This window comes from Staphylococcus massiliensis (assembly GCF_043186315.1).
In the GTDB taxonomy this organism is placed as follows: domain Bacteria; phylum Bacillota; class Bacilli; order Staphylococcales; family Staphylococcaceae; genus Staphylococcus; species Staphylococcus massiliensis.
On record NZ_CP171119.1, the window covers coordinates 2,100,018 to 2,112,751 of the forward strand.

At 36.1% G+C, this 12,734-nt stretch carries 13 protein-coding genes and 1 pseudogene; 4 read left to right on the top strand and 10 right to left on the bottom strand.

What is annotated here, in order from left to right; all coding sequences use genetic code 11:
* Positions 1 to 472: 472 nt before the first annotated feature.
* The 5 genes from pheT to ACF3N8_RS10130 form a co-directional block, all read right to left on the bottom strand.
* Positions 473 to 2,881: a phenylalanine--tRNA ligase subunit beta gene (gene pheT / locus ACF3N8_RS10110; RefSeq protein WP_392449892.1), complete on the bottom strand. Its 2,409-nt coding sequence runs from the start codon at positions 2,879 to 2,881 to the stop codon at positions 473 to 475.
* Positions 2,868 to 3,938 carry a phenylalanine--tRNA ligase subunit alpha gene (pheS, locus tag ACF3N8_RS10115; protein ID WP_238093644.1) on the bottom strand — a complete coding sequence of 357 codons (1,071 nt, stop codon included), beginning with the start codon at positions 3,936 to 3,938 and terminating at the stop codon, positions 2,868 to 2,870. Before pheS ends, pheT begins: the two co-directional genes overlap by 14 nt.
* A 290-nt stretch (positions 3,939 to 4,228) precedes the next feature.
* Complete coding sequence (locus ACF3N8_RS10120) at positions 4,229 to 4,969, bottom strand: RNA methyltransferase (protein WP_009384472.1); 741 nt, start codon at positions 4,967 to 4,969, stop codon at positions 4,229 to 4,231.
* 132 nt (positions 4,970 to 5,101) lie between these two features.
* Positions 5,102 to 5,275 carry a 50S ribosomal protein L32 gene (gene rpmF, locus ACF3N8_RS10125; protein ID WP_009384471.1) on the bottom strand — a complete coding sequence of 58 codons (174 nt, stop codon included), beginning with the start codon at positions 5,273 to 5,275 and terminating at the stop codon, positions 5,102 to 5,104.
* A gap of 31 nt (positions 5,276 to 5,306) precedes the next feature.
* Positions 5,307 to 5,837, bottom strand: coding sequence for a DUF177 domain-containing protein (locus ACF3N8_RS10130; protein WP_009384469.1), 531 nt, complete (start codon positions 5,835 to 5,837; stop codon positions 5,307 to 5,309).
* A gap of 127 nt (positions 5,838 to 5,964) precedes the next feature.
* Between ACF3N8_RS10130 and ACF3N8_RS10135 the strand changes: the two genes are divergently transcribed.
* The gene (locus tag ACF3N8_RS10135; RefSeq protein ID WP_009384467.1) at positions 5,965 to 7,098 is read left to right on the top strand and encodes a nucleotidyltransferase; all 1,134 of its coding nucleotides are present in this window, start codon (positions 5,965 to 5,967) and stop codon (positions 7,096 to 7,098) included.
* A 50-nt stretch (positions 7,099 to 7,148) separates the two neighbouring features.
* Here ACF3N8_RS10135 and coaD read toward each other — a convergent pair whose 3' ends face one another.
* Both coaD and rsmD read right to left on the bottom strand, forming a co-directional pair.
* On the bottom strand, positions 7,149 to 7,637 hold the full coding sequence (gene coaD / locus ACF3N8_RS10140) for a pantetheine-phosphate adenylyltransferase (RefSeq protein ID WP_009384465.1): 489 nt from the start codon (positions 7,635 to 7,637) through the stop codon (positions 7,149 to 7,151).
* Positions 7,630 to 8,178, bottom strand: coding sequence for a 16S rRNA (guanine(966)-N(2))-methyltransferase RsmD (gene rsmD, locus ACF3N8_RS10145; RefSeq protein ID WP_009384463.1), 549 nt, complete (start codon positions 8,176 to 8,178; stop codon positions 7,630 to 7,632). Before rsmD ends, coaD begins: the two co-directional genes overlap by 8 nt.
* 68 nt (positions 8,179 to 8,246) lie before the next feature.
* Between rsmD and ACF3N8_RS10150 the strand changes: the two genes are divergently transcribed.
* Entirely contained in the window at positions 8,247 to 8,636 is a 390-nt protein-coding gene (locus ACF3N8_RS10150) for a hypothetical protein (protein ID WP_009384461.1), read from the top strand.
* Here ACF3N8_RS10150 and ACF3N8_RS10155 read toward each other — a convergent pair.
* The gene (locus ACF3N8_RS10155; RefSeq protein WP_017176598.1) at positions 8,633 to 8,887 is read right to left on the bottom strand and encodes a YlbG family protein; all 255 of its coding nucleotides are present in this window, start codon (positions 8,885 to 8,887) and stop codon (positions 8,633 to 8,635) included. The genes ACF3N8_RS10150 and ACF3N8_RS10155 overlap by 4 nt on opposite strands.
* Positions 8,888 to 9,015: 128 nt before the next feature.
* Here ACF3N8_RS10155 and ACF3N8_RS10160 point away from each other — a divergent pair, with 128 nt between their 5' ends.
* Positions 9,016 to 9,933: a glycerophosphodiester phosphodiesterase family protein gene (locus ACF3N8_RS10160; protein WP_009384458.1), complete on the top strand. Its 918-nt coding sequence runs from the start codon at positions 9,016 to 9,018 to the stop codon at positions 9,931 to 9,933.
* 73 nt (positions 9,934 to 10,006) lie between these two features.
* Here ACF3N8_RS10160 and ACF3N8_RS10165 read toward each other — a convergent pair whose 3' ends face one another.
* Positions 10,007 to 10,444, bottom strand: a complete 438-nt coding sequence (locus ACF3N8_RS10165; RefSeq protein ID WP_026048959.1) for a YlbF family regulator — start codon at positions 10,442 to 10,444, stop codon at positions 10,007 to 10,009.
* Between the two features lie 18 nt (positions 10,445 to 10,462).
* Positions 10,463 to 11,500: a CAP-associated domain-containing protein gene (locus ACF3N8_RS10170; RefSeq protein ID WP_009384454.1), complete on the bottom strand. Its 1,038-nt coding sequence runs from the start codon at positions 11,498 to 11,500 to the stop codon at positions 10,463 to 10,465.
* A 120-nt stretch (positions 11,501 to 11,620) separates the two neighbouring features.
* Between ACF3N8_RS10170 and ytvI the strand changes: the two are divergent.
* Positions 11,621 to 12,682: pseudogene (gene ytvI, locus ACF3N8_RS10175) on the top strand (sporulation integral membrane protein YtvI).
* The last annotated feature ends 52 nt before the right edge of the window (positions 12,683 to 12,734 follow it).

Sequence of the window (12,734 nt, forward strand, 5' to 3'; positions counted from 1 at the left end):
CTCTGAGTCAGCTGTTTTGAGAATTGTATGAAATAAAGCTTAAATGCTCTATTTCACGACTTATGTCCCAGACTCTTGGTTCACTCAATACATTTTACGAAAACTAAGGTGGAAAGGAGTAAAATATTTGATTTAAGTATTTAAATCACTATTGGTATTTCATTATTGTTTCAAAAAATTGTCATATGGTATTACGCAAGAAAGATTAAAAAATAAGCTAGCTAATGTGTAGAGACATTAGTTAGCAAGCTGTTGGTAAACATATAGTTGAACTTGCTTAACGGGAGTTCAATATGTTCTATACTTTCCACCTAATGGTTTCAACAAAAATGGATGGGTGTTTTATATTTACATAATACACCATTCATTTATAAATGTAAACAATATTTATTTTATATTACAGATCACGAATAAAAAAACATAAATATTAAAAAAAGAGCTCGGGCATGAACCCAAACTCTTATAGCTCTAATTAACCACGTAATGTAGCACCATTATTTTCAAGTGCTTCTAGAATACCATTATGCACTTGCGTAACTTGTTCTTCAGTAAGTGTTTCTTCTTTATTTAAGTAAGATAATCGTATCGCTACAGACTTCTTACCTTCTTCCATATGTTCACCTTGATAAACATCGAAGACAAGCGCATCTTGAAGGATATCTTTGCCATTATCTTTAATAATTTTAACTAGTTCTGCACCTTCTACATCACGATCAACCACTAAAGCAATGTCACGAGTTACGCCTGGGAATTTAGGAATAGGTTCATAATTAATATAGCCTACAGATGTTTCCATAAGTTTATCGTAATTGATTTCAAAGACATACGTACGTTTTAAGTCGTAATCTTTTTGTACACTTGGGTGTAACTCACCGATAAATCCTACTACATCGCCGTCTAATAAAATTTCAGCTGTACGTCCTGGATGCAAGCCATCAATATGAGCTTTTTGATAATCGAATGTTAGATCGAGCTTTTCAGCTACACGCTCTACAACACCTTTTACTAAGAAGAAATCAACTTCTTCTTTCTTTTGTTGCCATAGATTTGACACATACTCACCCGTCATAATACCACTTAGATATTCGACTTCGTCCGGCAATTGGCCTTTTCCATTACTGAAAAATACGCGACCAATTTCATAAAGCATGACGTCATGATTCTTACGTGCCACGTTATAACTTGCAGCATCAATTAAATGAGGTAATAAACTTTGACGTAACGTAGAATGCGCTTCACTCATTGGCATTAGTAGCTGTGTTGTATCTTTATCAGACATACTAAAATCTTTAGCACGCGCTTCGTCAACGAGTGCATATGTCATCGCTTGATTTAAACCAGCACCCTCCATCGTTTGCTTAACAAGACGTGTCTTCATTTGACGGTCAGTTAAACTACCAGATGTAACATCTTCAAAGACAGGTAACGTTGACGGGATTTCATCGTAACCGTAAATACGTGCAACTTCTTCAATTAAGTCAGCATGGATGGTAATATCACGACGTCTTGAAGGGACATGAATCTTAACAGCGTCCCCTTCAGATTTCTCAGCTTTAAATCCTAACTGTAGAAACACATCGATGATATCTTGATCATTTAAATTTAAGCCAATTGTATCGTTAACCTTCTTAGGCGTAATTTCAATCGTCTTCGTTAACGCACCTAATGAACCATCTGACACACGCGCTTTAAGGACCTTACCGCTTGCATACGTTTCTAATAAATAACAAGCACGGTCTACCGCTTCATCAACAAACTCTAAAGCTAAGCCCTTTTCAAAACGACTCGAAGATTCACTGCGTAGGTTTAAACGACGTGACGTATGACGGATTGATACAGCGTCGAAGATAGCACCTTCAATTACGACATTTGTAGTTTGGTTTGTCACCTCTGAAAAGTCTCCACCCATTACGCCTGCTAATGCGATAGGTTCTTGTCCATTAGTAATTACTAAATCAGAAGTCAATAACGTTCTTTCTTTATCATCTAAAGTTGTCATCGTTTCATTATCACGAGCTTGACGTACGACAATTTCTTTCGAACCGATTCGATCTTGATCGAACATATGAAGAGGTTGACCGTATTCAAGCATTACGTAATTCGAGATATCTACGACATTATTAATCGGACGAATGCCAGCTTTCATTAAGCGCGCTTGCATCCACATAGGTGATGGTGCCACTTCTACATTTTTAACGACACGCGCACTATAATAAGGAACCTTGTCTTGAGCTTCGATACTTACTGATAATTCTTCAGAAGCCTGTTCATCTAATTCGTTAGATTGAGTTTCAGGCTTATGAATCTCTGTTTGATAAAGTGCTGCGGTTTCGTAAGCTGTACCGATCATACTTAAAGCATCTGCACGGTTAGGTGTTAAATCAAACTCCATCACTTGGTCATTTAAATATAATGCATCTAAAGCATTCGTTCCAGGTTCAACTTCTGTAGGAAATACGAAGATACCTTCTTCTGCTTCTTTAGGAACAACGTTCGAATTTAGACCAATTTCTTGTAAAGAACAGATCATACCTTCTGATACTTCACCACGTAATTTAGCACGCTTGATTTTAATGCCACCTGGCAAGCGACCACCTACTGTCGCTACGATAACATGTTGCCCTTGATCAATATTTTTGGCACCACAAACGATTTGAACTGGCGCCTCTTCACCAATATTCACTTTACAAATACTTAGCTTATCGGCGTCAGGGTGTAGAGATTTTTCTTCTACATAACCTACCACTAAATTTTTAATCCCTTGTGAAAAGTCATGTAAAGCATCTACCTCAATTCCTGAACGTGTGATACGCTCTGCTAATGCTTCAGTTGTTACATCTATTTCAACATATTGTTCTAACCACTCTTTAGATACGAGCATTTTCGTCACCTCTATCTTCTACTGATTTAAATTGTTCTAAGAATCGTACATCGTTCGTATAGAAATGTCTGATGTCTTCAATGCCATACTTCAACATAGCAATACGGTCAGGACCCATACCGAACGCAAAGCCAGTATATTTATTTGAATCAAAGCCTGCCATTTCTAACACATTAGGGTGAACCATGCCTGATCCTAAGATTTCAATCCAACCTGATTGTTTACAAACGTTACAACCTTCTCCGCCACACTTGAAGCAAGATACGTCCACTTCAACAGACGGTTCAGTAAATGGGAAGTAGCTAGGACGTAATCTGATTTCACGTTCTTCGCCAAATAACGCTTTAGCAACGAGTTCTAACGTACCTTTAAGATCACTCATCTTGATATTTTCAGCTACGACAAGTCCTTCAATTTGAGTAAACTGATGACTGTGCGTCGCATCATCTGAATCACGGCGGTAAACTTTACCTGGGCAAATGATCTTAACCGGGCCTTTACCTTTTTTCTTTTCAAGTGTGCGTGCTTGAACAGGTGATGTATGTGTACGCATTAAAATTTCATCTTCAATGTAAAAGCTATCTTGCATATCACGTGCTGGATGTGATTTCGGTAGGTTTAAAGCTTCGAAGTTATAATAATCTTGTTCGACCTCATAACCATTTACAATTTCATATCCTAAACCTAGGAATAAATCTTCAATTTCTTCAATCGTGCGCGTTAAAGGATGTTTCGCACCGAGTTTAATTTGACGGCCTGGTAACGTTACGTCGATTGACTCAGCTTCTAATTGCTTATTAAGACGTTCAGTTTCAAGAACCTCTTGTCTTTCCGCAATTTCCTTTTCAATTTGTTGACGTACTTCGTTCACTTTTTGACCATAAGCAGGCTTTTCCTCTTTAGGAAGGTCTTTCATATGTTTCATTAAGCCTGTTACAGATCCTTTTTTACCTAAATATTTAACCTTAACATCTTGTAAAGCCTTTTCATCGGCCGCTTCGTTAATATCAATATGTGCTTGTTGCACAATTTCTGACATGACTTCTGTTTGTTCCATTTGTATCCTCCTTTAAATACAAAAAGACCTCCGCCCTATAATAGGGACGAAGGTCTTCCGTGGTACCACCCAAATTTATGCATACGCATACACTTTTAATTTATTGATAACGGATGATGACATCCGACTTAAATTTCTTTAAGTAGCTAAAAAGGTGAACCAATCTAGCCCAGTAGGAATAACTTTCAGTCTCGGTTATTCTCCCTTGTCTACTTTGTTGCTAGTTGTCTTCTTTTTCTTCGCTAATATTCAAATTACAAATTTATTATAAATGAATCTAACATGAACGGTCAACCTCTTAAGTGATACATTAAGATCCCTGCTGCAATCGAAACATTTAAACTTTCTGCTCGACCATAAATCGGCACCGTTAAGTTTTGCGTAGTCTCCTTAAGAAGGTCTTTCGAAACGCCCTCGCCCTCATTACCAAGAATTAAACAAAAACGTTCTGAAATTTCAACGTCCTTGTAAGGAACGGCGTCTTCAAGCGCAGTACCATATACTGGACCGTCAAAATCTTGAATAAACGTTAATAAGTCCTCATTAACAATCGGAATGTGAAAGACACTACCTTGACTCGCACGTAAAACTTTATCTTGGTAAGGATCAACCGTACCTCGAGAAATAACGATTAAATCATACCCAGCCGCGTCAGCTGTACGAATCATTGTACCTAGGTTTCCTGGATCTTGAACACGGTCTACAAGGAGTACGCGGTTTTTATCAGCGACCTCGTACGTCGGTTTTTGAATAACCGCAAATACGCCTTGAGGTGTCACGGTGTCAGACAATGCTTCTGCGATATCTAAATTTATTTCGTACACTTCTTGAGCTTTATGAATGATGTCTTCATGAATTAAATCTTCGCGTACGACAAATAGTTGCTCAATTTCGATTTGATTTTGAAAAGCTTCTACAATAAGGTGAACGCCTTCTAAGAGTACTTTACCTTCAGCATCTCTCACTTTTTTGCGCTTTAATTTGTTTGCATTTTTAATTTTTACATTTTGTTTTGAAGTGATACTTAGCAAGATATACCCCTCAATTCTTTATTCGACTTACTTAAAATGTACCATAAAAAAACTGAGTCACAAATGCGATATACATTCACGACCCAGATTAAAAATCATACATTAAACACATTACATTATACGTAGATGATATTATTTAGAAATAACTTCTTCACCTTTATAAGAACCACAGTTCTTACATACACGGTGAGATAATTTTAATTCGCCGCAGTTTGAACATTCTACCATACCTGGTACTGATAATTTAAAGTGCGTACGGCGTTTGTTTTTTCTTGTCTTAGACGTTCTTCTCTTTGGTACTGCCATGATTAATCCTCCTTATATTCAAATACATACGTTATTGCTTTTTATCATATAACTGTTGTAATTTCTGAAGCCTTGGATCGACTTTCTCTTCGACTTGTTCGTCTTCAGATTTATCTTCCAATTGATCTTCGTCAATAACTTCCCAACCATTACCTTCACGTAACATTTTGTCGCTATTTTCAGAGAAAACGCGCATTGGCTTTTCTAAAATAACAAGCTCTTCAGCGATGTCACGTAGATTTATCATGCCATCAGTCGCAAGATGATAATGCTCATCTTCTTCATTCTCATATTCACCTTCTAAATCAAACACTTCAGTTGTAGATTCTGTAAAAGGGACTTCCACAGGTTCAAGCGTTCTTGCACATGCCATTGTATAAACACCACGTACAGTCATATCCGCTACAACTTCGTTTGATTTAACAGTGAGTTGACCTTCAATTTGAATGTCTGATAAATCGATTAAATTAAGTTGTTCAATTAAATGATCGAATTGAACAGTTTGATTAAATTCAAACGGTTGCCCTTTGAATTTTCTTAATTGTGTTATTGACCACTTCATTATGGCTTCACCTCTAACAAGCACAAAATTTATTTTAACTTTCTAAGTCCAAGTTGTCAAGATTTTTTCTTAACATCTTATCTTCTGTTACAATACTCATGATGAGACTTGAAGGGACAGATTGCAAATGAAAAGTGTTGCACTAATCACAGAATATAATCCTTTTCACAATGGACATGAACGACATGCGATTCAATCAAAATTTAAGACCCAAAGTGACGTTACGATAGCTATCATGAGCGGTCATTTCGTCATGCGCGGGGAGCCCGCTATATTCAACAAATTCACTCGCGCTAAAATGGCATTATCTACCGTTGATCTAGTAGTAGAATTACCTTTAATTGGCGCTTTATCGTCAAGCGAAATTTTCGCTGAGATGGGTGTCAAAGTAGCGGATTATATGGGCTGTGAACATTTATCATTCGGTAGCGAGTCCGGTGACTTAGAGGATTTTTCAAGGGGGATGCAAGCACTGAACCAAATTGAGCAATCTGACCAATTTAAAGCAGAAATTAAAAAGGGTAAGTCGTATGCGCGTATTGTAAGTGAACTGCTTGATAATCCTGATATCGTCACCCACCCTAACAACATTCTTGGGCTATCCTACATGAAGGCGATTTCGCGTTTCGCGCCCCATATTAGCCCGCACACGATTAAGCGTACGGGTGCCAATCACCATGACGAGAACCTTACTTCTTCTTCCAAACTTGCGAGTGGCTCTGCTATCCGAAAAGCCCTTTCGAAGCACGAAGACATTAGTCCATTCGTACCTAAAGAAGTACGCGCGTTATATCAAACTCAAACGTTAACTTGGGATGACTGCTTTCCATATTTGAAGTATCAAATTGAAGCACAATCTTCGGACGCTTTAAAACAGATTTATACAATGTCTGAAGGATTAGAAAATCGGCTTAAATCGACCATTCATGATAGTGATGCGTTTGAATCGTTTATGAATGGTCTTAAAACTAAGCGTTACACGCATACGCATTTACAACGTGTGCTTACGAATGTCTTGCTTAACTTTAAATATGAGGATGTTAAACGTGACGTTCAAGGCGTTCGTATACTTGCCATGAATGACACAGGTCGAGCATATTTAAAGCATTTAAAAGCAACTTATCCTGACCGCAACTTTGAAACAAATACCAATAAAAAAAATCAAGCTTTATTTCAGCACGAGATTAAAGCGACGCGGATCTATAATCTTATTTCAGGTCAAAGAGACACGGACTTTAATACGCCGGTGATTAGGACGTGAATTAAAAAATACGGGCACTAAGCCTCATAGCTTAATCGCCCGTCCATATCTTATCTCTTATTAAATTTCTTAAACAATGCATCTTCTACATGTTTAGGAACAAATTCCGAAATATCGGCATCGTATTGCGCTACTTCTTTAACAACACTTGAACTGATAAATGAATAGTCTGTACGTGTCATCATATAAAATGTTTCGACTTTGTCATTAAGTTTACGGTTCATTGAAGTAAGTCTTAGTTCGTATTCAAAGTCACTGACAGCACGTAATCCTCTGATAATCGTATCGGCACCAATAACTTCACAGAAATCAACAAGCAATCCATCATATTGATGCACTTTAACATTAGTCATGCCTTTGATACTTTCATGAATGAGCGCAATACGTTCATCAGCTGTGAACGTACCTGTTTTATTACTGTTTCTTAAAACACAAACGTGAATTTCATCAAATCGTTGAGCACTTCGTTCTATAATATCTAAGTGACCATACGTAATTGGATCAAAACTACCTGGTATTACTGCTTTCGTGTTAGACATGTCTTTCTCCTTTTTCTAATAACATTGTTTCAGTTTGACCATATTGATAACGACGAATTTCTTGGAAATTACCTATATCAATTGATTCCTTTTGCTTAAACTCACACACGATAATACCACTTTTTTTCAATAAATCAAATGCGTCAATTTTTTTTAAAGCTTTATCAATTAACCCTTTTTGATATGGTGGGTCTAGAAAGATTAAATCAAATTGAATCTCACGCTTATGAAGAGCTTTTAAAGCGCGGTCCGCATTTGCTTTATAAACTTCGCAATTTGTAATACCTAAATGACGTAAGTTCCCTTCAATAACCTTAACTGCTTTAATGTTCTGGTCAACGAAGATCACTTTATCCATACCTCGCGATAAGGCCTCTATACCAAGACCACCGCTTCCAGCGAATAAATCGAGCCCGAGCCCATCAAATTCGTATAAGCTATTAAATATGCCCTCTTTAACTTTATCCATCGTTGGACGTGTATTGCGACCATCTAATGTTTCTAATAACTTACTTTTATGTTCACCTGCGATAACACGCATCGTATCAAACACTTCCAATCTAATGTTATATTTAATATAATTCTTACTGAAATTAAAGGAGGTTAAACATGAAACAATCGTTTATAGTTCTTGGTGAAGGTTTAACGGATTTATATGAGTTCAAAGCCTTACTTGAATACAATCATGAACGCATTTCTAAGGTAGTTTGCTTTCATACACCTAATTCACCAAACAAGAAGTCTTCAGCAGCAATCGTTATGAACCCAACTGAAGGTCAATATTTCCAAGGGATTTACATCATGATTAATGCATTTAATTACCCATACCCTGAGTCAAACAAGAAGTACGACATGATTTCATCATGGGCTCAATCTAATGGTGTTAAAGTATACGAAATAGACGTTAAACCACCTGAAGACTATCACGAACTACCATTATTTTTTAATTACCTGACTAATGTTCTGCGCTTACAAAGCTGGATCCCACCACTTATTTAAAGATAATTTGGTTTCGTCTCTTTAGAGTACGTTTGCTTTAAATTTTTATAAGACGATCCTTCAATGTGTTTAACATATTTTAAGCGCATTAATTTATGAACAATAGTATCTACTTCATCTTGGTTAACGTAAATAGATAAGTATTTTTTTTGTTTATTGATATAGTTAATGTGACCATATTTTCTGAGTTGACGTTCATGTTTCATATTTTTTAGGAACACAATTAAATTTTCACGTTGCACTAATTTCATAAATATCACTCCATTGACTTAAATCTATATCAACTTTTAAAATCATGCAAGCCTATAATGTAAAAACTTTATATACAAGACATTCTTTGATATTATCCAAATGAATAGACTTCAAGGGGGATATTAAGTTGGCTAAATTTCCGAAATACTTACTTGGCGCAAGTGCGGTAACATCACTTGTTACTGCAGGCATTTACATATTTAAGAATTTGAATCGTGAAACGACTTCAACCCATACACCTCAGTTCTTTAAACATGAGGAAATCCCTTATGTGCTTGCGCATAAAGGCGGTTCTGTATTACGCCCTGAAAATACGAAACTTGCTTTTGATAACGCATTCTACTACAACATGCTTGGATGCATAGTTGGCGTGCGCTTAACTAAAGACGAGGTTCCGATTGTTTACGACGAAGCTTTACTTGATATTCACACAAATGGCTCAGGTTATGTCTCAGAGCACACTTACGATGAAATTGTTAAGCTCGATGCTGGCTATCATTTTAAAGATATCAATGGACACACACCATTTAGAAATAACCCCGACGCGAAGATTTTATCATTAGAAACATTGCTAACGCTATATCCTAAAATGTTATTTATATTAAATATTAAAGATAATCCAGAAACATATTTAGGAAGTATCGCGCCGACTAAAATTTATGACATCATTCAAGCAACTGAAAGCTCAAACCGTGTGTGCGTGACGAGTCCATTTGAAAAGCAAATCAACCGCTTCAATTTATATCGTAACGACGACACAGCATTTATGTTAGGACGCAATGAAGCTAAGAAGGTGTTACTACAATATGGCAGCAACCCTAAATTAGCTGAAGAAAGCCAAGTTCAAGCATTAATGCTACCTACTGAATTAAGACAATCCACATCACTACTTAAGAGCTTTATTAAATGGTTAAATAAACAAAGCATCATTACATGCGCTATGGACGTTAATAATCTTGATTTAATGAACGACTTAATACAATACGGTGTTCACACAATCGTGACGAACCGACCAGACATCGGCAATCAATTCTTAAATCGTTAGCTTTTGAAAAGCCCTTTCAATACAAAAACCCTAAAGTCAACTCTACATTAGAGTTTTGACCTTAGGGTTATTTTTATGAACTACATTGACAGCTGCCGCCTGTACTACAGCCACCACCAACATCAGTACGGAAGAATGGATTACCCGCTTCAACCTTAATATGATCTGATATGGCTTTTGAAAGAATCACGAGAACTTCATCAATTAAATCTTGAAGCTTCGTTTCATGTTGTCTAAACGCCACCACACTCGGATGCATTTCATATTCACGCTTTAACTTACGTGTTTCTATCATAGTATTGAAGTAATCCGGATGATAATTACCGAATCGCATGACTTCATCGTATTTCTCTTTCTTTCGAATGAAAGCTTGATACTTATTCGTAGCCTCAACATCTTCTTCCATCGTTGATTTGGCTTTTAAATAAGCATGATATATATCAGATTGCTTAATTTTATGAGCTAAGTCTTCGACATCATCTAATATAGAAAAAACAGCTTCATTATATATCAATGATATCACCTCTTTTTAAGATTCTCTTTTTAGGAAAAGTAATGTATAGTAATGGTCTTTAATTTCGCCACCCATTTCACTATACTTAGAGTTTAACATACGTGAACGGTGAGAATCTGAATTAAGCCAATTATGAACGACTGATGGCACGTCATTAAATCCATAACCAACATTAAGACCTAATTGATCATAACGAATTTCATTGCGGTCAAGCTCTCGTCTCAGGGCATCTTCAGTGAATTCTGTTTGATCCTCAGTTAAGGCGTTGTATAAGTTAACTTCAGCAATATCGCCGAGCTCATTACTTATTTTAAGCGGTTTAATGCCCTTAATCTTACGCATTTCATTCGTAATTTCATAAAGTGTCATTAACTGATTCGCATTCTGTGAATAAGGTACGCTATCAGCCTCTTCTTTCGCGTCTTCACTGTCTTCTTTATTGGTATAAGGTTCGAATGTTGCTAGTGCCTCTGCATCCAAATACCTTACAGCTAGAATTTTATGCGTTTCTTGATCACTGTACACTTGAGCGTACGTATCTTTATATTGAATAAGTGTTTGTGTCTTTAAATCTTCATCCGATAATTCAATTTCTTTCGATTCATCTTGGTCTTTGATTTCTACTTCAGGATTGATATACGCATGTTCGAAAACTTTAGATGCATTGCCTCTTACTTTAAAAGGATGAACCTGCGCCTTCTTACCGGTCGCATAGACGGATTTGATGGAATCCTTTTTAGTAGTTACAAGATAGTACGTATCTTTACCTCTAAATACGTATTGCTTAAAGCCATTCTTATAAGGATAAGAACGTTCAGCTTGACCATATTTTTGAGTGAGATGACTTAATGGCTTTCCTATCCAAGTTCCAACACCCTTCTCTAATTTCTTATTTTCATACTTAGGTTCTTTTTGTTTATAAGCATGATTTGAAGCGTCGTTTTGTTTAGGATTCTCAAGCACGTCGAATTTTAATTTAGGTGAATAAAACAAATAAATCACAAATATAGCCATTAACACGACACCAATTATTTTAATTACTAAATTCCTCAAATCGTTATCCTCCTTTCGTTAACTTTATTAAATGTTTCAAAAACGATTGCATTAAACCTTAATCATCTATTAAAATATAATAAAACTATATACCGTTCAACAGACCTAGAGGTGTCTTCTATGAAATTATTATTTAATAAGACGACGCTTAAATTGTTAAGCTTAGTCACCCTATTGATGCTATTTGGTTACTTTATACTGCCATTAGTACTTCCAATACTGCTTTCATTATGCTGTGCGTTACTGTTGTATCCAATCGTAGTCGCGTTAAATAAGCATATTCCGAATTACCCACTCAATGTAACCATTGTGTTTACTTCATTTATCGTGATACTTGTGCTCTTAATTTGGCTGACAATCACACAATTAATCAATATTATTTATCGATTCGTTGAAACCTTGCCGAGTAAAATTAATACACTAATTGATATTTGGAATGATTTAAGTGACCGTTTTGAAAATAATGTCCCTACAGTTATTCAAAATTCTATCAATTTAGAAGTAAATAAGTTTTTAACGAACCTAAAACACGCATTTATTGATATTTTAAGTTTCGAGAACGTGACGTCGTTTATGAGTGCATTACATGAATTCATCATTGCGTTAGTCGTCTTCTTAGTAGGGCTTTTCCTATTCTTAATCGAGATTCCTAAAATTAAACTTATCGCGCAAGATAAGCTTCAAAAAGAGACTTATGCGCGTATGGTTCAAATGTATTATAAAGTTAAGAATGCTTCTTTAGGATTAATTCGAGCTGCAATTATCCTAAGCTTTATCACATGGATTTGGACCTTTATCGGTTTGAAAATTATAGGTATACCTTCGGCGTTTATATTAAGTATCGTGATTTGTATTATCGATGTCTTGCCCATTGTAGGTGCCACAGGCGTTACGATACCTTAGGCAATTTATACATTTATCATTGGTGACACGACGACTGGTATTGGATTAACGATCCTATCATTGATTCTTCTTACACAACGTAAAATTTTAGAACCGAAGATTGTTGGTAACCATGTTGGACTTGCACCATTACCAACCCTTATTTCAATGTATGTAGGCTTGAAGCTCTTTGGCTTTGTGGGCTTTTTCATAGGGCCAATCTTCTTTATACTAGTCATGGCACTACTTGAAATTAAAGGTATCACATTTAAACCAAAGACGAATCCGTCACAAAAGTAATGAACATTGCACTTATTATATAACAAGTCAATCTAAAAGAAAATCAGATTTA